At 71.9% G+C, this 21,118-nt stretch carries 20 protein-coding genes and 1 pseudogene; 19 read left to right on the plus strand and 2 right to left on the minus strand.

Annotated features, from left to right (window positions below):
- Positions 1–35 precede the first annotated feature (35 nt).
- The 9 genes and pseudogenes from AB0H62_RS38395 (at position 36) to AB0H62_RS38435 (ending at position 8,470) form a co-directional block, all read left to right on the plus strand.
- Positions 36–521: a sigma-70 family RNA polymerase sigma factor gene (locus AB0H62_RS38395; protein WP_220247519.1), complete on the plus strand. Its 486-nt coding sequence runs from the start codon at positions 36–38 to the stop codon at positions 519–521.
- Positions 518–673: pseudogene (locus AB0H62_RS38400) on the plus strand (zf-HC2 domain-containing protein); the annotation flags it as partial. The gene AB0H62_RS38395 and the pseudogene AB0H62_RS38400, both read left to right, overlap by 4 nt.
- A gap of 1,224 nt (positions 674–1,897) precedes the next feature.
- Positions 1,898–2,650, plus strand: coding sequence for an A24 family peptidase (locus tag AB0H62_RS38405; protein WP_360591579.1), 753 nt, complete (start codon positions 1,898–1,900; stop codon positions 2,648–2,650).
- Positions 2,651–2,695: 45 nt separating this feature from the next.
- Positions 2,696–3,883, plus strand: a complete 1,188-nt coding sequence (aroC, locus tag AB0H62_RS38410) for a chorismate synthase (RefSeq protein WP_220238453.1) — start codon at positions 2,696–2,698, stop codon at positions 3,881–3,883.
- A complete protein-coding gene (locus AB0H62_RS38415) occupies positions 3,880–4,404 on the plus strand; it encodes a shikimate kinase (RefSeq protein ID WP_360591582.1) in 525 nt (174 codons plus the stop codon). Before aroC ends, AB0H62_RS38415 begins: the two co-directional genes overlap by 4 nt.
- A 57-nt stretch (positions 4,405–4,461) precedes the next feature.
- Positions 4,462–5,571, plus strand: coding sequence for a 3-dehydroquinate synthase (aroB, locus tag AB0H62_RS38420; protein WP_220238455.1), 1,110 nt, complete (start codon positions 4,462–4,464; stop codon positions 5,569–5,571).
- Positions 5,568–5,999 carry a type II 3-dehydroquinate dehydratase gene (gene aroQ, locus AB0H62_RS38425; RefSeq protein ID WP_220238456.1) on the plus strand — a complete coding sequence of 144 codons (432 nt, stop codon included), beginning with the start codon at positions 5,568–5,570 and terminating at the stop codon, positions 5,997–5,999. The genes aroB and aroQ overlap by 4 nt, the downstream gene beginning before the upstream one ends.
- Positions 5,996–6,919, plus strand: coding sequence for a GNAT family N-acetyltransferase (locus tag AB0H62_RS38430; RefSeq protein ID WP_360591584.1), 924 nt, complete (start codon positions 5,996–5,998; stop codon positions 6,917–6,919). The genes aroQ and AB0H62_RS38430 overlap by 4 nt, the downstream gene beginning before the upstream one ends.
- A gap of 21 nt (positions 6,920–6,940) precedes the next feature.
- Positions 6,941–8,470 carry a beta-xylosidase gene (locus tag AB0H62_RS38435; RefSeq protein ID WP_360591586.1) on the plus strand — a complete coding sequence of 510 codons (1,530 nt, stop codon included), beginning with the start codon at positions 6,941–6,943 and terminating at the stop codon, positions 8,468–8,470.
- Here the strand turns inward: AB0H62_RS38435 and AB0H62_RS38440 are convergent.
- Positions 8,394–8,987 (minus strand): B-4DMT family transporter, encoded by a 594-nt coding sequence (locus AB0H62_RS38440; protein ID WP_220238457.1) that lies wholly within the window; start codon positions 8,985–8,987, stop codon positions 8,394–8,396. The genes AB0H62_RS38435 and AB0H62_RS38440 overlap by 77 nt on opposite strands.
- 136 nt (positions 8,988–9,123) lie before the next feature.
- On the opposite strand from AB0H62_RS38440, the gene AB0H62_RS38445 reads away from it, so the two are divergent.
- From AB0H62_RS38445 to nusB, 3 genes are read left to right on the plus strand one after another with little or no spacing between them, the layout of a single operon-like run.
- A complete protein-coding gene (locus AB0H62_RS38445) occupies positions 9,124–10,221 on the plus strand; it encodes a Xaa-Pro peptidase family protein (RefSeq protein WP_220238458.1) in 1,098 nt (365 codons plus the stop codon).
- 44 nt (positions 10,222–10,265) lie between these two features.
- Positions 10,266–10,829 carry an elongation factor P gene (efp, locus tag AB0H62_RS38450; protein ID WP_220238459.1) on the plus strand — a complete coding sequence of 188 codons (564 nt, stop codon included), beginning with the start codon at positions 10,266–10,268 and terminating at the stop codon, positions 10,827–10,829.
- The gene (gene nusB / locus AB0H62_RS38455; RefSeq protein ID WP_220238460.1) at positions 10,829–11,287 is read left to right on the plus strand and encodes a transcription antitermination factor NusB; all 459 of its coding nucleotides are present in this window, start codon (positions 10,829–10,831) and stop codon (positions 11,285–11,287) included. The genes efp and nusB overlap by 1 nt, the downstream gene beginning before the upstream one ends.
- A 381-nt stretch (positions 11,288–11,668) precedes the next feature.
- On the opposite strand, the gene AB0H62_RS38460 is transcribed toward nusB, so the two are convergent.
- Complete coding sequence (locus tag AB0H62_RS38460; RefSeq protein ID WP_003096372.1) at positions 11,669–12,157, minus strand: helix-turn-helix domain-containing protein; 489 nt, start codon at positions 12,155–12,157, stop codon at positions 11,669–11,671.
- 261 nt (positions 12,158–12,418) lie between these two features.
- On the opposite strand from AB0H62_RS38460, the gene pyrR reads away from it, so the two are divergent.
- Genes pyrR through pyrF form a run of 7 tightly spaced genes read left to right on the plus strand, consistent with a single transcriptional unit; the run spans position 12,419 to position 21,049 of the window.
- Positions 12,419–13,036 carry a bifunctional pyr operon transcriptional regulator/uracil phosphoribosyltransferase PyrR gene (gene pyrR / locus AB0H62_RS38465; RefSeq protein WP_220238461.1) on the plus strand — a complete coding sequence of 206 codons (618 nt, stop codon included), beginning with the start codon at positions 12,419–12,421 and terminating at the stop codon, positions 13,034–13,036.
- Positions 13,033–13,965, plus strand: a complete 933-nt coding sequence (locus AB0H62_RS38470) for an aspartate carbamoyltransferase catalytic subunit (RefSeq protein WP_220238462.1) — start codon at positions 13,033–13,035, stop codon at positions 13,963–13,965. Before pyrR ends, AB0H62_RS38470 begins: the two co-directional genes overlap by 4 nt.
- Positions 13,962–15,248, plus strand: a complete 1,287-nt coding sequence (locus AB0H62_RS38475; RefSeq protein WP_360591590.1) for a dihydroorotase — start codon at positions 13,962–13,964, stop codon at positions 15,246–15,248. Before AB0H62_RS38470 ends, AB0H62_RS38475 begins: the two co-directional genes overlap by 4 nt.
- Positions 15,248–15,763: a transporter gene (locus AB0H62_RS38480; RefSeq protein ID WP_220238464.1), complete on the plus strand. Its 516-nt coding sequence runs from the start codon at positions 15,248–15,250 to the stop codon at positions 15,761–15,763. Before AB0H62_RS38475 ends, AB0H62_RS38480 begins: the two co-directional genes overlap by 1 nt.
- A complete protein-coding gene (gene carA, locus AB0H62_RS38485) occupies positions 15,760–16,893 on the plus strand; it encodes a glutamine-hydrolyzing carbamoyl-phosphate synthase small subunit (RefSeq protein ID WP_220238465.1) in 1,134 nt (377 codons plus the stop codon). The genes AB0H62_RS38480 and carA overlap by 4 nt, the downstream gene beginning before the upstream one ends.
- A complete protein-coding gene (gene carB, locus AB0H62_RS38490) occupies positions 16,893–20,207 on the plus strand; it encodes a carbamoyl-phosphate synthase large subunit (RefSeq protein WP_220238466.1) in 3,315 nt (1,104 codons plus the stop codon). The genes carA and carB overlap by 1 nt, the downstream gene beginning before the upstream one ends.
- A complete protein-coding gene (gene pyrF, locus AB0H62_RS38495; RefSeq protein WP_220238467.1) occupies positions 20,204–21,049 on the plus strand; it encodes an orotidine-5'-phosphate decarboxylase in 846 nt (281 codons plus the stop codon). Before carB ends, pyrF begins: the two co-directional genes overlap by 4 nt.
- The last annotated feature ends 69 nt before the right edge of the window (positions 21,050–21,118 follow it).

Here is a 21,118-nt window from a genome sequence, read left to right on the forward strand (position 1 = left end):
TTTCCGTGGCGAGGAGTGACGTCGAGGACCAGCTGATGCGCGCGCTGCACGAGGAACACGCGGCCGCGCTCTGGTCCTATGCCCTGCACCTGACGGGCGGCAACAGGAACCACGCGGAGGACGTGGTGCAGGAGACGCTGCTGAGGGCGTGGCGGCACACCGACGTGCTGGACCAGTCACAGGGCTCGGCCCGCGCGTGGCTGTTCACGGTCGCGCGCCGGATCGCCATCGACGGGTGGCGGTCGGCGACCTCGCGCTCGGAGGTCGTCACCGACGCTCCGCCCGAGCGCGCGGTGGCCGACGGCACCGAGCGGGCCGTGCAGGGATGGCTGGTGGCCGAGGCGCTGGGCGAGCTCTCGGTGCGCCACCGCGAGGTGCTCGAACTGTGCTACTTCCAGGGGTACTCGGTGGCCGACGCGGCCCACCGCCTGGGGATAGCCGAGGGGACGGTGAAGTCCCGCACGCACTACGCGCTGCGGGCGCTTCGCCTGGCTTTGGAAGAGCGGGGGGTGACGCAGTGACCGCCGACGAGTTCGCGACCTACGACGCCGCGTACGTGCTCGGTGCGCTGTCACCGGAGGACCGGCAGGCGTTCGAGGAGCACCTCCAGGAGTGCGACCGGTGCGCCGCCGCGGTCCGCGAGCTGGCCGGGCTCCCGGGTTTGCTCGCGCAGACCAGAGGTGGTTCTCCGGGGGGAGCCTTCGGGCCCGGCGAACGTGACGGCGGCGGCGCGGGGACGCCGCCGGGTTCGGGGCCGGTGCCCGATCTGGTGATCGTGCCGGGTTCGGGGCCGGGCTCGGATGTGCCGGGTGTGCCGGGGTTTGCACTGGGTGTGCCGGGATCGGATGTACCGGGGCGGGGATCGGTTGTGCCGGGCGTGCCGGGATTTGTGCCGGGATCGGATGTGCCGGGACATGTGCCGGGTGTGCTGGGCTCGGATGCGCCGGGTATGCCGGGACCGGGCTCGCGGTCGGTGCCTGACCTGTCGGCGATGTCGTCGACGCCGGGCTCCCAGGCGATGCCGGACTTGCTGCCGATGCCGGACTTGCTGCCGGTGCTGATGCGGAAGGTGCGGCGCCGCCGGCGGATCCGGGACGGGGTGACCGGGGGAGTGGCCGCGCTGGCCGTCGCTGCCGGGGTGGCTTTGGCGGTGTCCGTTTCGCTGCCGGACGTGTCTCCGCCGCCCGCTGCGCCCGCTGTCGCCGCGCCTCCGCCACCGCCTGCGCTCGCCATGTCGGCCCTCGGCGAATACCCGATCCAGGCCGCGGCCCGCATCGACCCCCAGTCGTGGGGCACCGAGGTCCAAATGTCCTGCAGCTACCGCGGCGGCAAGGGCGGGGACTACTCGCTCGTCGCCCTCGGCCGCGACGGCACCGCGACCGAACTCGCCACCTGGAAGGCCCTTCCGGAGAACACGGCCAAGGTCGTGGTGGGCACACCGATGAAGTCCCAGGACATCGCCTCGCTGGAGATCCGGAGCGTACGGACGGGGAAACCGTTGATGCGCCTGGTTTATCCATGACTCGCTGACTCACGGGCTCGCTTCGGCCCACCCCAATGTGGCGTTGGTTGCGTTCAACGCACCGAACGCCACGTTGGGTGCGCCCAGCGCACCCAATGCCGCATTGGGGCGCTTGGCGCGACCTCCGGATGCTGTGACTCGAGTTGTTGGCGCGTAGCTGCTGACGGGCTCGGGTTCTTTGTGTGCCGGCCGGTTTGGGCTGCCCGGTCGAGTGAATCGAGCGGGTTTTCGGCGCGAGCGGTCCACTCGCGACAGGCGCGGTTTGGCGTGGTGGGCGGGCGCTGCGAACGTGGGTGCATGTCCTGGGGAATGGTCGTTGTGGGTGGGGCGGTGGTGCCCCTCCTGGTGTGGTTGCTGAGGCGGGCGGGTGCGCCCGTGTCGCCGGTCGTGGCCGTCGCCGTGGTGGTGGCTGCGCTGCTCGTCGTCGTGTGGCGGTGGCAGGAGGGGCGCTGGGCCGAGTGGTGGTGGCCGGTGCCGTGGGTGCTCACGGTGGTCGGGGTGCCGTTGTGCCTGGCGGATGTCCGGCATCGGCGGTTGCCGGATGTGCTGACGTTGTCGGCGTATCCGGTCATGGCGACCGCACTGACCGTCGCCGCCGTAAGCGGGGGCGGGGCGACGCTGCTCGTGAGCGCGGCGGAGGGCGTGCTCGTGTTCGGCGGCGTCCATCTCGTCGTCCACCGGGTCAGGCCGGCGCAGCTCGGGGCAGGAGACGTGAAGCTCGCCGGTGTGCTCGGCGCGGTGCTGGGGGCGCTCGGCTGGGCGTCGGTGGCGGTCGCGGCGGTCGCGGCGGCCGGCCTGAGTGCCGTCGTGGCCGTGGGAGCGCAGGTGCCGGCCATCGCCGAGCGGGCGCGCCGCACCCAACGAGCGAGCGGCCTTCCGGCATCGGCCACCTCGCCGAAGGGCGCATCCCGCGCAGGTAGCCATCCGGCATCGGCCACCTCACCGAAGGACGCGCCAGGCGCGCATCCGGCATCGGCCACCCAGGAGACATCCCCACCACAAGCCAGGGACGGGCCTTGCGCCCATCGGGCGATTCGGTGTGGTGTGCCCCACGGGCCGGCGTTGGTGGTCGCGGCCTGGACGTGCGCCGTGTTTCCCGGGGTGGGTTCGGGGGTGGTGCCGAGCTGAGGGGCTGCTGGTCAGGCGCCCCGCGAGCCGTGACAGGATTGCCAGGTGTTGCGCTGGATCACCGCAGGAGAATCGCACGGACCCGCCCTCGCCGCTGTGCTCGAGGGCCTGCCCGCTGGTGTGGAGGTGACCACCGGAGACCTCACCGCGCAGCTCGCGCGGCGACGCCTCGGGTTCGGTCGCAGCCCGCGCATGGGGTTCGAGACCGACCACGTGCAGTTCCTTGGCGGCGTCCGCCACGGGATCTCGCAGGGCGGCCCCATCGCGGTGCAGATCGAGAACGCCGAGTGGCCCAAGTGGGAGCAGGTCATGGCGGCCGACCCCGTGGACCCCGAGGTGCTCGCCGGCCTGGCGCGCAACGAGCCGCTCACGCGGCCGCGCCCCGGCCACGCCGATCTGCCCGGCATGCAGAAGTACGGCTTCGACGAGGCCCGTCCCGTACTGGAGCGCGCGAGCGCCCGCGAGACGGCGTCACGCACGGCGCTGGGCACGGTGGCGCGCAACTTCCTGCGCCAGCTGCTGGGTGTGGAGGTGCTGAGCCACGTCGTGTCGATCGGAGGTGCCGACGCGCCCGAGGGGCCGCTGCCGCAGCCGGGTGACCTGGCCGCGATCGACGAGAGCCCCGTGCGGGCCTTCTCGGCCGAGGGCACCGAGGCGATGGTCGCCGAGGTCGACGCCGTGCGTAAGGCGGGCGACACCGTCGGCGGCGTGATCGAGGTGCTCGCCTACGGGCTGCCGCCGGGCCTCGGCTCCCACGTGCACTGGGACCGCCGCCTCGACGCGCGCCTCGCGGGCGCGCTCATGGGCGTGCAGGCCATGAAGGGCGTGGAGGTCGGCGACGGCTTCACCACCGCGCGGCGCTGGGGCAGCCAGGCCCACGACGAGATCGACCGCGGCACCGGTCCGGTCGGCGTCACGCGCCGCTCCAACCGCGCGGGCGGCCTCGAAGGCGGCATCACCAACGGCGAGCCCCTGCGCGTGCGCGTGGCGATGAAGCCGATCTCGACCGTGCCGAAGGCGCTGTCCACGGTGGACGTGCGCACGGGTGAGCCGGCCGTCGCGATCCACCAGCGCTCGGACGTGTGCGCCGTGCCGCGGGCGGGCGTCGTGCTCGAGTCCGTGGTGGCGCTGGTGCTGGCCGACGCCGCGCTGGAGAAGTTCGGCGGCGACTCGCTGGCCGAGAGCAAGCGCAACGCCGAGGGCTACCTGAAGGCGCTCGAGGAGCGCTGGTGAGCCCCCGCGCCGTGGTCGTGGGACCGCCGGGCTCGGGCAAGAGCACGGTGGGCCCGCTGCTCGCCGAGGCGCTCGGGGTGGCGTTCCGCGACACCGACGACGACATCGTCGAGCGCACCGGCCGCGCGATCTCCGACATCTTCGCCGAGGACGGCGAGCCGGCGTTCCGCGCGCTCGAAGCGCAGGCCGTCGCCACCGCCCTCGACGAGCACGACGGTGTCCTCTCCCTCGGCGGCGGCGCTCCGCTGACCCTGGAGACGCGGGCGCTGCTGGCGAAGCACACCGTGGTGTTCCTGAGCGTCGGCCTCGCCGCCGGCGTGCAGCGCACCGGCCTGTCGAGCGCGCGTCCGCTGCTCGCGGGCGTGAACCCGCGCGCCACGTTCAAGTCCCTGCTCGACGCGCGCCTGCCGGTGTACCGGGAGGTGGCGACCGTCGAGATCGAGACCGACCAGCGGACGCCCGCCGAGGTGGTGGCCACCGCGGTCGCCGCGATCGAACCGGCCGAAGTCCGCAAGCAGTAGGACGCTGAGCAACACAGACCCGGAGTGCCACAACTCCAGGAGTAGTGAGGAAAACCCGTGTCCCAACCCGTCCGGATCCGCGTCGCGACCGCGCACCCGTACGACGTGCTCGTGGGCCGCGGCCTGCTCGCCGAGCTCACCGCGCAGCTCGCCGACGCGTCGAAGATCGCGCTGATCCACCCGCCCACGCTCACCGCCACGGCCGAGGCCGTGCGCGAGGAGCTCGCCGAAGCGGGCCTCGACGCGCACCGCGTGGAGATCCCGGACGCCGAGGACGGCAAGGCCTTCTCCGTCGCCAGCTTCTGCTGGGAGGTCCTCGGCCGGATCGGGCTCGACCGCCGCGGCGTGGTCGTGGGCCTCGGCGGCGGCGCCGTGACGGACCTGGCCGGCTTCGTCGCCGCCACCTGGATGCGCGGCGTGCGCCTGGTCAACGTGCCGACCACGCTGCTCGGCATGGTCGACGCGGCCGTCGGCGGCAAGACGGGCATCAACACCGAGGCCGGCAAGAACCTCGTGGGCGTGTTCCACGAGCCGAGTGCCGTTCTCGTCGACCTCGCGACGCTGGAAACCTTGCCCCGCAACGAACTCGTGGCCGGCATGGCCGAGGTCGTGAAGACCGGCTTCATCGCCGACCCGCGCATCCTGGAGCTGATCGAACAGGATCCCGAAGCCGCCCTCGACCCGACCGGAGACGTGCTGGCCGAGCTGGTCCGCCGCTCGATCCAGGTGAAGGCCGACGTCGTCGCCGCCGACCTGCGCGAGTCCGACCTGCGCGAGATCCTCAACTACGGCCACACCCTCGGCCACGCCATCGAGCGCCGCGAGCGCTACCGCTGGCGCCACGGCGCGGCCGTGAGCGTGGGCCTGGTGTTCGCCGCCGAGCTCGCCCGCCTCGCCGGGCGCCTCGACGACGAGACCGCCGCGCGCCACGCGTCCGTGCTGAAGCTGATCGGCCTGCCGACCACCTACGACGCCGACGCACTGGGCCAGCTCATGGAAAGCATGAAGGGCGACAAGAAGACCCGCTCCGGCGTGCTGCGGTTCGTGGTCCTCGACGCGCTCGCCAAGCCCGGCCGCCTCGAAGGCCCGGACCCGGCGCTGCTGGCCGCCGCGTACTCCGCGGTCGCGGCCGACGCCCCCAAGAGCGGCGGGAGCGTGCTGCTGTGAAGGTCTTCGTCTTCAACGGCCCCAACCTCGGCCGCCTCGGCAAGCGCGAGCCCGCCGTCTACGGCTCGACGACCCACGACGACCTCGCCGCCCTCTGCGTGAAGACGGGCACCGAGCTCGGCCTCGACGTCGAGGTGCGCCAGACCGACCACGAGGGCGAGCTCGTCGGCTGGCTCCACGAGGCCGCCGACGGCGGTCACCCGGTCGTGCTCAACGCCGGCGCCTGGACGCACTACTCGATCGCCGTGCGCGACGCCGCCGCGCAGCTGTCCGCGTCGCTGATCGAGCTGCACATCAGCAACGTCCACAAGCGGGAGCAGTTCCGCCACCACAGCGTGCTCTCCGACGTCGCCACCGGCGTGATCGTGGGTCTCGGCGTCGACGGCTATGGCCTCGCGCTGCGCTGGGTCGCAGCGAACGTGAAGTGACCCAGGAGCTCATCACCGACCGGCTCCGGCTGCGCGCCCTGACCGAGGCCGACACCGACGCCGTGGTGGCGGTGTTCACCGACCCGGAGATGAGCCGGTTCTTCGCCGCCGACTTCTCCGACCCCGACCAGGCCCGCGCCATGGTGGCCCGCCGCCTTGCCTACGACGGGCCCGAAGGCCAGGGCCACTGGGTGGTCGAGCACGAGGGCGAAGTCGTCGGCGTCGCTCACCTGCGCCCGTCGTCCGAGCTGCCTGGCGACGGCGCCGAGGTGGGGTACTTCGTCGCCGCGAAGCACGCGGGGAAGGGCTTCGCCACCGAAGCCGCCCGCGCGCTCGTGGACCATGGCCTCACCACTCTCGGCCTGCCCGCCGTATGGGCGCTCGTCCACGAGGACAACGCGGCCAGCCTCGCGATCACCCGCCGGCTCGGCTTCCTCGACGTCGGCTCCGGCGTGCACTACGGCGACGTGCACCGCGTGCTCGTCGCGCTGCCCACCGCGCACGGCCGGCCCCACCACCTCGAGCTTTGGGTCCCCGACCTCGCGCGCGCCGAACGCAGCTGGGGTTGGCTGCTGGGCCGGCTGGGCTGGCGCGAGTACCAGCGCTGGCCCGACGGCGTCAGTTGGCGCCTCGGCCCCACGTACCTCGTGGTGGAGGCCTCGCCCGCCATGGCCGCCGGACCGCACGAACGCCTTCGCCCCGGCCTCAACCACCTCGCCCTGCACGTCGCCACCCGCGCCGAGGTCGACGAGCTCGCGGCCGGCGGGCCCGGCTGGCGGCCCCTGTTCGCGGACCGTTTCCCCTACGCGGGCGGGAAACCGCACTACGCGGCCTACCTCGAGAACGACGACGGCTTCGAGGTCGAGCTTGTTGCCCTCGAACACCCGCGAGACGGGGACGCGTTCACCCAACCGGGTTAGGACTGGTTAGACTCGACCATCATGCACCCGTTTCGTGGCGGGGTTCGGCGACCCGCGCGAGCCCTGTTCGCCCTGGCGTTGTCGGGGGTCGTCGTGGCGGGCTGCAGCGACAGCTACGCGCAGACCCAGGCCGACGGACCCGACCACGGCGGCATCGCGGGCGGCAAGCCGGCTCCGGCGAAGCCCCCGCGCGTGGCGAACGTCCCCCTGGAGACCGCGAAAGCCCGCCAGAGCAACGGAGTGGTCGCCGCCGGAGCCGCCGACGCGGTCTACAACTACGGCCCCACGGCGATGGTCGAAAACGGCAAGACCCGCCTGTGGTGGTGTAGCCAGTACGGCAGCGCGGCCCCGCCCGGCGACGACATTCTCTACGCCGAGGCGCCCTCCGCCGACGGTCCCTTCACCGGACCCGGTGGCGGCGCGCCGATCGCGGTCCTGTCCGGTTCGCCCGGTGCGTTCGACGGCGTGCACACGTGCGACCCGTCCGTGCTGCGCGTCGGCGGCACCTACTACCTGTACTACACCGGCGCGGCGGGCGACCACGCGCTCGGCAACGCCGTCGGCCTCGCGACGAGCCCCGACGGCGTCCACTGGACCCGCGCGGCGGGCGGGCGCCCGATCCTCGGGCCTTCGCACGACGTGCACCGCGACAACGTCTACGGCGCCGGCCAGCCCTCGGTCGTGTTCCTCGACGGCTGGTACTACCTCATGTTCACCGACACCACCGGCCGCGCCGCCGGCTGGAACGGTGCCGGCCAGTTCGTGATCCGCTCCCACGACCCGGCGTTCGGCAGCGGCGTGGAAGCGTTGGGGGACAAGGGTTTCGGGCCCGTATCGAGCACCTCGGCACCACGTGAGCGCTCGGTGGTCGACGGGTTCAGCGCCGACCTCGAATGGGTCGGCGCGCTCGACGCGTTCGTGATCGCCCACGAGACCGCGGACGGCACCACGCTCACCTTCTGGGACAAGGACTTCACCCTCCAGCCCTACACGCCGCTGGTGATCCCCGGCGCGTGGAAGGAAGGACCCGGCCTCATTCGCCGCCCGGACGGCCACGCTCCGACGTCGGTCACCGACCCGTGCGACACCGTCTCGTTCGACGTCGTGCGCGCGACCGCGATCGGTTCCGCGGGTGCGCCGACGGGCCTGAAGCACTTCGGGCTCGACGTGCAGGGCGCCGGCGGCTGCTCGAGCCCCGACCGCGTGACCACGACGTTCGACGGCGTCGCGATGCCGTCACCGGACCGCCGGATGGACCTGTTCCGCCGCGGCGTGCGCATCCGCGTCGACCGCCGCTCCGTCGCGACCGCGCTGGCCGGGGAAGTGGTGGACCGGCCGCTCGCGCCGGTCGCCGGGCTGCCCGTGAAGACGACGCTGAAGTCCGGCATGAACGTGGTGCACTCGTACGGCCACGGGTACGGCGTGGTGCTCGGCAACGAGCTCTACGGCCTGCCCGACACCACGATCGTGGACCTCAACGGGGCCGAGGTGACGGAGATCGACCCGCGACAGTGGGACGCCTACGCGCCCGGGCTCCCGCTGGGCGGCTGACGGGCGACGGCTTCGGCCGCGGCGCGCCGGCCGGCTCGGCCTCCGGCAGCTCCAGCTGACCCGACTGGCTGCCTGACCCGTCGTCCTCGTCGTCCTCGGGTTCCGGCTCCTCGTCCTCCGGCGCGGGCCGCCGCACGCGCGAGCCGACGAACAGCCCCAGCCCGGCCGGCACCAGCACCAGCAGCGCCGAGAACGCGGCACCCCCGGTGAGCGCCGCGCCCAGCTCCGACGTCCCGGTCTGGTCGACGAACACCGCACGCCCGATCACATACAGGATGCCGGAGACGACGCCGGCCACCAGCGACGCGATGAACCAGGCCCGGCCGCGGTCCGGTTTGCCGCGCCAGCCGTCGACCGCGCTCCACAGCGCCGCGACGCCCACCAGCACGGCGAGGGTGACGGACGTGATCACAGTCTGGTCGGTCGGGTGGAACACGGACCACTTGGCGAGCAGCGTCATGGCGGCGGCGTGGACGACGGCCATGACCAGCCCGCGAGTCAACCAGGCACCCAGCATGGACGGAGTGTAGGTGCCACCGGGTGAACGCCGTGTGGTCCACCCGGAGCAGCGGCTCCGGGTGCCCGGCCGCTTGCGGACGGTGACCGCCGCGAGCGTCCCCGAACCGGGCGATCCGCGTGGCTAAGCTGGCCGGGTGCCTGAAACCCACGCTCACCGTCGCGGCGCGCTGCGGTCCCTGATCACCGATTCCGGGGTCGACGCGCTGCTGGTCACCGACCTGCTCAACATCCGCTACCTCACCGGGTTCACCGGGTCGAACGCCGCGCTGCTCGTGCACGCCGGCGGCGAGGCGCAGACCGTGTTCTGCACCGACGGCCGCTACACGACCCAGTCGGCGTCCGAGGTGCCCGATCTCGAACGCGTGATGGGCCGCGCCAGCGACCGTGTGCTCGCCGACTTCGCGGCCCGCGCCCACGCGACCTACGGGCGTACCGGGTTCGAGAGCCAACACGTGAGCGTGGAAGACCACGAGGCGCTCAAGGTGCGCTTCGACAAGGTGGCGCTGGTCCGGACGCCCGGGCTGATCGAGCAGCTGCGCGCCGTGAAGGACGAGGTCGAGGTCGCGGCCCTGCGCTCGGCCTGCGCGGCGGCCGACCGCGCGCTCGCCGACCTGCTGGCGTCCGGCGGCCTGCGCGCCGGGCGCACCGAGCTGGAAGTGGCACGCGACCTGGAGAACCGCATGCTGGAGCACGGTTCGTCGGAGCCGTCGTTCGCCACGATCGTGGCCGCCGGGCCCAACTCGGCGATCCCGCACCACCAGCCCACCGGCGCACAGCTGCGCGAAGGTGACTTCGTGAAGCTCGACTTCGGGGCGACCGTCGACGGCTACCACTCCGACATGACCCGCACGTTCGTGCTCGGCAAGGCCGCCGACTGGCAGCGCGAGCTCTACGACCTGGTCCACCGCGCCCAGGCGGCCGGCACCGCGGCCGTGTTCCCGGGCGCCGACGTGTCCGAAGTGGACGCCGCGGCCCGCTCCGTGATCGCCGCCGCGGGCCGCGCGGACGAGTTCGCGCACGGCCTCGGCCACGGCGTCGGGCTCGAGGTGCACGAGGCGCCCAGCCTCGCTACCACGGGCGTCGGTACACTGTCCGCCGGTATGGCGGTCACCGTCGAGCCCGGCGTCTACCTCGCGGGGCGCGGTGGCGTGCGCATCGAGGACACGCTCGTCGTGCGGGACTCCGGGCCCGAACTCCTCACCCTGAGCACCAAGGACCTCGTGGCCGTCTGAGACGGGCCGCGGACGAAGAGATCGACACAGGAGACCGAAAGCTCGTGGCCACCACCAACGACCTGAAGAACGGGCTCGTCCTCAACCTCGAGGGCCAGCTCTGGACCGTCACCGCGTTCCAGCACGTCAAGCCGGGCAAGGGCGGTGCGTTCGTGCGCACCACGCTCAAGCACGTGCTGACGGGGAAGGTCGTCGACAAGACCTTCAACGCCGGCACGAAGGTCGAAACGGCCACCGTGGACCGCCGGAACATGACCTACCTGTACAAGGACGGTCAGGACTTCGTGTTCATGGACGGCGACACCTACGACCAGATCACGGTTCCGGCCGAGGTCGTGTCGGACAACGCCAACTACATGCTCGAGAACACCGAGGTCCAGGTCGCGGTGCACGAGAACGAGGCGCTCTACATCGAGCTCCCGACCTCGGTCGAGATCGTCATCCAGCACACCGACCCGGGCCTGCAGGGCGACCGCTCCACCGGCGGCACCAAGCCGGCGACGCTCGAGACCGGCGCGGAGATCCAGGTCCCGCTGTTCGTCTCGACCGGCGAGAAGATCAAGGTCGACACGCGTGACGGCCGGTACCTCGGCCGCGTCTCCAGCTGATGGCGGACAAACAGAAGCCGCACCCGAACCGCGGCGGCGCGATCAGCAGGCGGCAGGCCCGCCGGCGTGCCGTCGAGATGCTGTACGAAGCTTCGCAACGCGGCACCGACCCGGTCACGCTGCTGGCCGACCGGGTCGGGTCCACCGACGTCGACCCGGTCGCCGACTACACGATCACCGTCGTGGAGGGCGTCACGACCCACCGCGAGCAGGTCGACGAGCTGCTGGCCGAGCACTCGCAGGGCTGGACACTGGACCGCATGCCGCCGGTCGACCTGGCGGTGCTGCGCGTGGGCGTCTACGAGATGCTCTGGTCCTCCGACGTGCCCGACCCCGTCGCGATCGACGAGGCCGTGGGCCTGGCGAAGGAGCTCTCGACCGACGACTCGCCGCGCTTCGTCAACGGCGTGCTCGGGCGCATCGGGACGATCGCCGACCGCCTGCGGGCCGTGCTCTGACCCGCTGACTTCGTAGTCGAAAACAGCCGAAGGCCGCGAGCTCCGTACTGGAGCCGCGGCCTTCGGCGTTGTGCTGGTGTCCCCAGGAAGCCTCACGAGTGGGGTCCGGAAGAGGTCTTCGTCACACCGAGCGTGTCAGAGCCGGCTCCGGGCCGTGCTCGAGCCCGCCCGGGCGTCGCTCGGTGAACCGGGTTCACCGTCACAGCAACCCGGAAGCGCTAGCCCGAACGGGTCACGCGCCGGAACGGCAGACGCGGGTGCGAGGGGACGGCCGGGGTGGTGTTGATCACCGTCCGCAGCCGGTCCGGCGGTGTCCGAAGCTCGGTGGGTGTTTCCGGTGCCCCGCCGAAAACACCCACCGCGTCGGGCAACCGCCGCCCATCAGTCTTCTTTGGACGGACGGGCCTCGGGCGGCAGGACGCCCCAGTCGATGAGCTGTTCGGTGAGCTCACCGGGGGTCATGTCGTAGATGATCGCGAGCGAGCGCAGGTCCTCGGTGCGGATGGAGAGTACCTTGCCGTTGTAGTCGCCGCGCTGGCTCTGGATCGTGGCCGCGTACCGCGCGAGCGGGCCGACCTTCTCCGCGGGCAGCTGCTGGAGCCGCTCGAGGTTGATCACGATCTTCGTGGCGGGCTCGGCACCCGAGGGCACACGGCCCTCCGGCAGCAGTTCGACCACCGGTACACCGTAGAAGTCGGCCAGTTCGGCGAGCTTTTGGACGGTGACGGCGCGGTCGCCACGCTCGTACGAGCCGACGACGACGGCCTTCCAGCGGCCGCCCGACTTCTGCTCGACGCCGTGCAGGGACAGGCCCTGTTGCTGACGGATCCCGCGGAGCTTGGCCCCGAGCGCCTTGGCGTAATCGCCCATCTGGTGGTTCTCCGTTTCCTCACCCCCACGCCGGTCGTGGTGACCGGTCAGGGGACTCCTCGAGTCGAATACTCAGAGTAATGGTTACGCATAGTTGTCACCAGGTCAAGCAGAAGGTCTCCGTACCTGGTCGCGGACGTGGGCACACCACCCGGAAGGATGATTGACCTCGCCTGCTACTGTCGGTGCGATTTCCCGGCACGAGCTGGGAGTCGACGTCCTTTAAGGACCCGTCCAGAGAGGCGGGGAAGGAGGTCCGCCTTGTCGTCACGTCCGCGTGGCGCGGCGGAACCGGTCGGGGAGCGCGAGCTTCTTTCGGCCGGCGATGTCGCGCGCACCATCGCCCGGATGGCCCATCAGGTCATCGAGAAGACCGCACTCGGTGCGAGTACTTCGGGCGATGCCTCATCCGCACCACTCGCCCCACCCGTGTTGCTGGGGATCCCCACCCGCGGTACTCCGCTGGCGACCCGGCTCGCCGGGAAGATCGGCGAGTTCTCCGGCGTCGTCCCCCCGACGGGGGCCCTCGACGTCACCCTGTACCGCGACGACCTGCGTCGCCGTCCACCGCGCGCGCTCGAGCAGACGCAGCTGCCGCCCGGCGGCATCGACGACCGGGTGGTGATCCTGGTCGACGACGTGCTGTTCTCCGGCCGCACCATCCGCGCCGCCCTCGACGCCCTGCGCGACCACGGCCGCCCGCGCGCCGTGCAGCTGGCCGTGCTCGTCGACCGCGGCCACCGCGAGCTGCCGATCCGCGCCGACTACGTCGGCAAGAACGTGCCCACCGCGCGGGCCGAGGGCGTGTCCGTGCTGCTGTCCGAAACGGATGGGCGCGACGCGGTCCTGCTCCGCGCACCGGAAGGAGAGTCCCGGTGAAGCACCTGCTCGCCACCGACGGCCTGGACGCCGACACCGCCACGGCCGTCCTCGACACCGCAGACGAGCTGAAGCACACGCTGCTCGGCCGGGAGGTCCGCAAGCTGCCGACGCTGCGCGGCCGCACGGTGATCACCCTGTTCTACGAGAACTCGACCCGCACGCGCGTGTCGTTCGAGATCGCCGGGAAGTGGATGAGCGCCGACGTGATCAACGTCTCGGCGTCGAGCTCCTCGGTGAACAAGGGCGAGTCGCTGCGGGACACCGCGCTCACGCTCGCCGCCGCGGGCGCCGACTGCGTGATCGTCCGGCACCCCGCCTCGGGCGCCGCGCACCGGCTGTCGGGCTGGCTCGCCGAGGCCGGCACCGCTGTGGTCAATGCGGGCGACGGCACCCACGAGCACCCCACGCAGGCGCTGCTCGACGCCGCGACCCTGCGCGAACGGCTCGGCTCGCTGAAGGACCGCCGGGTGGCGATCGTCGGCGACGTGCTGCACAGCCGCGTCGCCCGGTCGAACATCCACCTGCTGAGCACCCTCGGCGCGGAGGTGGTGCTCGTCGCGCCGCCGACGCTGCTGCCGGTCGGGGTGGAGACACTGCCGGTCACGGTCTCCCACGACCTCGACGCCGAACTGCCGGCCGTCGACGCCGTGATGATGCTGCGAGTGCAGGCCGAACGTATGCACGGGGGCTTCTTCCCGTCTTCGCGCGAGTACTCGATCTCCTACGGCCTGTCCGAGCGGCGCCAGCGGCTGCTGCCGGACCACGCCGTGGTGCTGCACCCCGGCCCGATGCTGCGCGGGATGGAGATCGCCTCGGCGGTCGCCGACTCCCCGGCCTCGGCCATCACCGAACAGGTCCGCAACGGCGTCCACGTGCGCATGGCGGTCCTCTACCACCTCTTGGCCAGTGAAGGAGCCGCAGCGTGAGCTTGGTGATCAAGGGCGCCCGCCCGTACGGGGAGGGCGAACCGGTCGACGTCCTGATCGAGGACGGCGTGATCACGGCCATCGGTGCCGTCGAGGTCCCCGAAGACGCCGAGGTGGTCGAAGCCGAGGGCCAGGTGCTGCTGCCCGGGTTCGTCGACCTGCACACCCACCTGCGCGAGCCCGGCCGGGAGGACATCGAGACCATCGAGACCGGCTCGGCCGCCGCGGCACTGGGCGGCTACACGGCCGTGTTCGCCATGGCCAACACCGACCCGGTGGCCGACAACGCGCTCGTGACCGACCACGTGTGGCGCCGCGGGCAGGAGGCCGGCCTGGTCGACGTGCACCCGGTCGGCGCCGTCACGGTGGGGCTCAAGGGCGAGAAGCTCGCCGAGCTCGGCACGATGGCCAAGGGCACCGCCGCCGTACGCGTGTTCTCCGACGACGGCGTCTGCGTGGCCGACCCGCTGCTGATGCGCCGCGCGCTGGAGTACTCGACCGCACTCGACGTCGTGATCGCGCAGCACGCCGAGGAGCCGCGGCTTACGGTCGGCGCGCAGGCCAACGAGGGCGAGAACTCCGCCCGCCTGGGCTACCCGGGCTGGCCGGCTTCGGCCGAGGAGTCGATCGTCGCGCGCGACTGCCTGCTCGCGTTGCACGCCAAGGCGCGCCTGCACGTCTGCCACGTGTCCACCTCGGGCACGGTCGACGTCCTGCGCTGGGCAAAGGACCGCGGGACCAAGGTGTCGGCCGAGGTCACGCCGCACCACCTGCTGCTCACCGACGAGCGCCTGGCCACCTACGACCCGGTGAACAAGGTGAACCCGCCGCTGCGCACGGGCGGCGACGTCGAGAAGCTGCGCGCCGCGCTGGCCGAGGGCGTGATCGACTGCGTCGCCACCGACCACGCGCCCCACGCCGTGCAAGACAAGGACACCGAGTGGAGCGCCGCGCGCCCGGGAATGCTGGGCCTGCAGACCGCGCTCTCGGTCGTCGTCCGCGCGATGGTGGAGCCGGGCCTGCTCGACTGGCGCGGCGTCGCCCGCGTGATGAGCGAGCGGCCCGCCGCGATCGGCAACCTGCCCGACCACGGCCGCCCGCTCGAGGTCGGCGAGCCCGCCAACCTGACCCTCGTGGACCCCGGTGCGGAGTGGACGGTGCGCGGGGCTGAGCTCGCGAGCATCTCCGCGAACACCCCGTACGAGGGAATGCGGCTGCCTGCCGTGGTGACGGCCACCGTGCTGCGCGGGCGGATCACCGCGCGCGAAGGGAAGATCTGCTGATGGACCGGTTCCTCCTCGTTCTGGGGATCGTCGCCTTCTTCCTCCTGTGCCTGTGGGGCATGTGGGTGGGCTGGCGGCGCAAGTCGCGCTCGCAGAGCGCGCAGGTGCCGCCGTTCCCGGGAATTCCCGGGGATCCCGGTGAGATCCTGCTGGAGTCGACCGGGCTCTACGTCAGCACCACCACCGCCGGCCACTGGCAGGACCGCGTCGTGACGCGGGGCGCGGGATTGCGCACCGGCGCGGTCTGGCGCCTGTACCCGGGCGGCATCGCGGTGGAACGCGGCGGCGCGCCCGACTTCTGGATCCCGCGCGAGGCGGTCACCGGGATCCGCCGCGACTCGAAGATCGCCGGGAAGGTGATGGGCACCGACGCGCTGCTCGTCATCACCTGGCGCCTGGGAGACGCCGACCTCGACACCGGCTTCCGCGGTGACGAGCTCGACGACTATCCACAGTGGATCGAACAGCTTTCCCCCGACAACTCGGATCACGACATCAAGGGAGGTGCCCAGTGAGCACCGCGAACGGCACTCGCGTCCCCGCCGCCCTGGTTCTGGAGGACGGCCGGGTCTTCCGCGGCGCGGCCTACGGCGCGCGCGGGCGGACGCTCGGCGAGGCGGTGTTCTGCACCGGCATGACCGGCTACCAGGAGACGCTGACCGACCCGTCCTACCACCGGCAGATCGTGGTGCAGACCGCGCCGCAGATCGGCAACACCGGCTGGAACGACGAGGACGACGAGTCGGCCCGCATCTGGGTCTCGGGCTACGTGGTGCGCGACCCGGCCCGCACGCCGTCCAACTGGCGCAGCAAGCGCGGCCTCGACGAGGAGCTGGTCCGCCAGGGCATCGTCGGTATCTCCGAGGTCGACACGCGCACGCTCACCCGCCACCTGCGCGAGCAGGGCGCGATGCGCGCGGGCGTGTTCTCCGGCGACGCGCTGGGCAGCGAAGAGCAGATGGTGGCCGAGGTCCTGGCGAGCCCGCAGATGAAGGGCGCCGACCTCGCGGGCGAGGTCTCCACGGACAAGCCCTACGTCGTCGAGGCGCAAGGCGAACGGCGCTTCCGCGTCGCCGCGCTCGACCTGGGCATCAAGTCCAACACCCCGCGCCTGATGACGCAGCGCGGCATCGAGGTCCACGTGCTGCCGTCCGCGACCACAGTCGAGGAACTGCTCGCGGTCGAGGCTGACGGCGTCTTCCTCTCCAACGGCCCCGGCGACCCCGCGACCACCACGCACGCCACCGCGCTGACGAAAGCCGTGCTGGAGCACGAGATCCCGCTGTTCGGCATCTGCTTCGGCAACCAGATCCTCGGCCGCGCGCTGGGGCTGGGCACGTACAAGATGCGCTACGGCCACCGCGGCATCAACATCCCGGTGATCGACGTGGCCACCGGCCGCGTCGCGATCACGGCGCAGAACCACGGCTTCGCGCTCGAAGGCGAGCCGGGCCAGCGGTTCGAGTCGCCCTACGGCGCCGCGCAGATCAGCCACTACTGCCCGAACGACGACACCGTCGAGGGTGTGCGCGCCTTCGACGTGCCGGCGTTCTCGGTGCAGTACCACCCCGAAGCCGCGGCCGGTCCGCACGACGCGGCGCCCCTGTTCGACGAATTCGTGACCCTGATGGAGAAGAAGGCCTGATGCCGAAGAGGACGGACATCCAGCACGTGCTGGTGATCGGCTCCGGGCCGATCGTGATCGGGCAGGCCGCCGAGTTCGACTACTCGGGCACGCAGGCCTGCCGGGTGCTGCGGGCCGAGGGCCTGCGCGTGAGCCTGGTGAACTCGAACCCGGCCACCATCATGACCGACCCCGAGTTCGCCGACGCCACCTACATCGAGCCGGTGACGCCGGACTTCGTGGAGAAGGTCATCGCGCAGGAGCGGCCCGACGCCATCCTCGCGACGCTGGGCGGGCAGACGGCGCTCAACTGCGCGGTCGCGCTGCACGAGCGCGGCGTGCTCGAGAAGTACGGCGTGGAGCTGATCGGCGCCGACATCGACGCCATCCAGCGCGGCGAGGACCGGCAGAAGTTCAAGGACATCGTGCGCACGATCGGCGCCGAGGTCCCGCGCAGCCGCGTCTGCAACACCATGGAGGACGTGCGCGCCACCGTCGCCGAGCTCGGCCTGCCGGTCGTGATCCGGCCGTCGTTCACCATGGGCGGCCTGGGTTCCGGCCTGGCCTACACGCCCGAGGAGCTGGAGCGCCTGGCGTCCACCGGCCTGAGCGAGTCGCCGGTCACCGAGGTGCTCATCGAGGAGAGCGTGCTCGGCTGGAAGGAGTACGAGCTCGAGCTGATGCGCGACAAGAGCGACAACGTCGTGGTCGTCTGCTCGATCGAGAACGTCGACGCGATGGGCGTCCACACGGGCGACTCCGTCACCGTCGCGCCCACGATGACGCTCACCGACCGCGAGTACCAGGTGATGCGCGACGTCGGCATCGCCGTGCTGCGCGAGGTCGGCGTGGACACCGGCGGCTGCAACATCCAGTTCGCGATCAACCCGGACGACGGGCGCATGGTCGTGATCGAGATGAACCCGCGTGTGTCCCGTTCGTCGGCGCTCGCGTCGAAGGCCACCGGCTTCCCGATCGCCAAGATCGCCGCGAAGCTCGCCATCGGCTACACGCTCGACGAGATCCAGAACGACATCACCGGCGAGACCCCGGCGGCCTTCGAGCCGACGCTCGACTACGTCGTGGTGAAGATCCCGCGCTTCGCCTTCGAGAAGTTCCCGGGCGCCGACCCGACGCTCACGACCACCATGAAGAGCGTCGGCGAGGCGATGTCCTTCGGCCGCAGCTTCCCCGAGGCGCTCGGCAAGGCCATGCGGTCGATCGAGACCAAGGCCACCGGCTTCTGGACGCTGCCGGATCCCGAGGGCGTGACCATGGAGTCCACTTTGGACTCGCTGCGCGTGCCGCACGAGGGCCGGCTGTACGAGGTGGAGCGGGCGCTGCGCCTGGGCGCCACCGTCGAGCAGGTGCACGAGGCCAGCGGCATCGACCCGTGGTTCGTGGACCAGATCGCGCTGATCGGCGAGGTCGGCTCCGAGGTGCGCGATGCGCCGGTGCTCGACGGCGAGCTGCTGCGCCGCGCCAAGCGCACGGGCCTGTCCGACCGCCAGGTCGCCGCGCTGCGCCCGGAGCTGGCGGGGGAGGACGGCGTGCGCACGCTGCGCCACCGTCTCGGTGTGCGGCCGGTGTTCAAGACCGTGGACACGTGCGCGGCCGAGTTCAAGGCGGACACGCCCTACCACTACTCGGCCTACGAGACCGACCCGGCGGCGCAGTCGGAGGTCGTGGCGCAGGGTGACAAGCCGAAGGTGCTCATCCTCGGCTCCGGTCCGAACCGGATCGGGCAGGGCATCGAGTTCGACTACTCCTGCGTGCACGCCGCGATCGCGCTGCGCGAGGCCGGGTTCGAGGCCGTCATGGTCAACTGCAACCCCGAGACCGTCTCCACCGATTACGACACCTCCGACCGCCTGTACTTCGAGCCGCTGTCCTTCGAAGACGTGCTCGAGGTCGTGCACGCGGAGCAGCAGTCGGGCACCGTCGCGGGCGTGATCGTGCAGCTCGGCGGCCAGACCCCGCTGGGGCTCGCGAAGCGCCTGGCCGACGCCGGTGTGCCGGTGGTCGGCACGCCGCCGGAGGCCATCAACCTGGCCGAGGACCGCGGCGCGTTCGGCGAGGTGCTCGGCGATGCCGGGCTGCCGGCGCCGAAGTACGGCACGGCGACGTCGTTCGAGGGCGCCAAGCGGATCGCCGACGAGATCGGCTACCCGGTGCTCGTGCGCCCGTCCTACGTGCTCGGCGGGCGCGGCATGGAGATCGTCTACGACGAGGAGACCCTCGCCGGCTACATCCGCCGCGCCACCGAGGTCACGCCCGAGCACCCGGTGCTCGTGGACCGCTTCCTCGACGACGCGATCGAGATCGACGTCGACGCGCTGTTCGACGGCGAGGAGCTTTACCTCGGCGGCGTGATGGAGCACATCGAGGAGGCCGGCATCCACTCCGGTGACTCCTCGTGCGCGCTGCCGCCGATCACGCTCGGTGCCACCGACCTCGAAGAGGTGCGCCGCTCCACGGAGGCGATCGCCCGCGGCGTGGGTGTGCGCGGCCTGCTGAACGTGCAGTACGCGCTCAAGGACGACGTGCTGTACGTGCTGGAGGCCAACCCGCGCGCCTCGCGCACGGTGCCGTTCGTCTCGAAGGCCACCGCGGTGCCGCTCGCGAAGGCGGCGGCGCTGGTGATGACCGGCTCGACGATCAAGGACCTGCGCGCTTCGGGTGTGCTGCCTGCTGAGGGCGACGGCGGCCGGATGCCGGCCGACTCGCCGGTGGCGGTCAAGGAGGCCGTGCTGCCGTTCCACCGGTTCCGCACGCCGGAGGGCCACGGCGTGGATTCCTTGCTGGGCCCGGAGATGAAGTCCACGGGCGAGGTGATGGGTGTGGACGTGTCCTTCGGGAAGGCGTTCGCGAAGTCCCAGAGCGGCGCGTACGGCTCGCTGCCGACGTCCGGGCGCGTGTTCGTCTCGGTGGCCAACCGCGACAAGCGCTCGATGGTCTTCCCGGTGAAGCGGCTGGCGGACCTCGGGTTCGAGATCCTGGCGACGTCCGGCACCGCCGAAGTGTTGCGGCGCAACGGAGTCGACTGCACGGTGGTGCGCAAGCACTACGAAGGTTCCACCGAAGCCGAGCCGAACATCGTCGACGTGATCCTCGCGGGTGGCGTCGAGATGGTCATCAACACGCCGTACGGGAACAGCGGCCCGCGCATCGACGGCTACGAGATCCGCACCGCGGCGGTGTCGCGCGACATCCCCTGCATCACCACCGTGCAGGGCGCGGCGGCGGCCGTGCACGGCATCGAAGCGCTCATCCGGGGTGACATCGGGGTGCGCAGCCTCCAGAGTCTCCAGGCGGCGCTGAAGGCCACGAAGTGAGCGGGCAGCGGTTCGGGGCCCGGCTGGCGAAGGCGGTCGCGGAACGCGGGCCGCTGTGCGCCGGCATCGACCCGCATCCGGGCCTGATCGAGTCCTGGGGCCTGCCCCTGGACGTCAGTGGTCTGGAACGGTTCGCGCTGGGCGCCACGGAGGTCCTGGCGGCCGCCACGGCGATCGTGAAGCCGCAGTCGGCGTTCTTCGAGGCGTTCGGCCCGCCCGGCGTGGCGGTGCTCGAACGCGTCGTGGACGCGGCCCACGACGCCGGTGCCCTCGTGCTGCTCGACGTCAAGCGCGGCGACATCGGCTCCACGATGGCGGCCTACACGGCCGCCTACGTGGCCGAGGGGGCAGCGTTCAAGGCCGACGCGGCCACCGTTTCGCCCTACCTCGGGTTCGGCGCGCTGGATCCAGCCGTGGCGGCCGCCACGGCGGCGGGCAACGGCCTGTTCGTGCTCGCGCGCACGTCGAACCCGGAGGCCCACGCGCTGCAGAGCGCGCGGCTGGCGGACGGCCGCACGGTGGCCCAGAGCATCGTCGACGCGGCCGCGGACCACAACGCCGGTGCCGAGCCCCTCGGCGACGTCGGCGTGGTCGTGGGCGCCACGATCAGCCCCGGTGAGCTGGACCTTTCCCGGCTCGCCGGGCCCGTGCTCGCGCCCGGGTTCGGCGCCCAGGGGGCAACTGTGGCGGACTTAAGGGCAGTCTTCGGGCCCGATCTGCCGGGGGTGCTGCCGGCGTCTTCGCGCGACCTGCTGCGCCACGGTCCGGACCCCGAGGCCATGCGCCGCGAGGTCGTCCGGGTCACGGCGCTGCTGGGCCACACAGCCGAAAAAGACCAATAGCAGGCCCCGGAATCGGCCTCCACCAGCCACCCCCGCATTGTGGCGCCTGCTCAAGGGTGGGTACCGTCG

Source organism: Amycolatopsis sp. NPDC050768 (genome assembly GCF_040654155.1).
Taxonomy (GTDB): Bacteria; Actinomycetota; Actinomycetes; order Mycobacteriales; family Pseudonocardiaceae; genus Amycolatopsis.

What these genes read in the sequence shown, in the direction of transcription:
- AB0H62_RS38395 (WP_220247519.1), top strand. Translation starts at nt 36, where the DNA reads ATGCGCGCGCTGCACGAGGAACACGCGGCCGCGCTCTGGTCCTATGCC.
- AB0H62_RS38435 (WP_360591586.1), top strand. Translation starts at nt 6,941, where the DNA reads ATGCACCCGTTTCGTGGCGGGGTTCGGCGACCCGCGCGAGCCCTGTTC.
- AB0H62_RS38440 (WP_220238457.1), bottom strand. Translation starts at nt 8,987, where the DNA reads ATGCTGGGTGCCTGGTTGACTCGCGGGCTGGTCATGGCCGTCGTCCAC.
- nusB (WP_220238460.1), top strand. Translation starts at nt 10,829, where the DNA reads ATGGCGGACAAACAGAAGCCGCACCCGAACCGCGGCGGCGCGATCAGC.
- AB0H62_RS38460 (WP_003096372.1), bottom strand. Translation starts at nt 12,157, where the DNA reads ATGGGCGATTACGCCAAGGCGCTCGGGGCCAAGCTCCGCGGGATCCGT.
- AB0H62_RS38480 (WP_220238464.1), top strand. Translation starts at nt 15,248, where the DNA reads ATGGACCGGTTCCTCCTCGTTCTGGGGATCGTCGCCTTCTTCCTCCTG.
- carB (WP_220238466.1), top strand. Translation starts at nt 16,893, where the DNA reads ATGCCGAAGAGGACGGACATCCAGCACGTGCTGGTGATCGGCTCCGGG.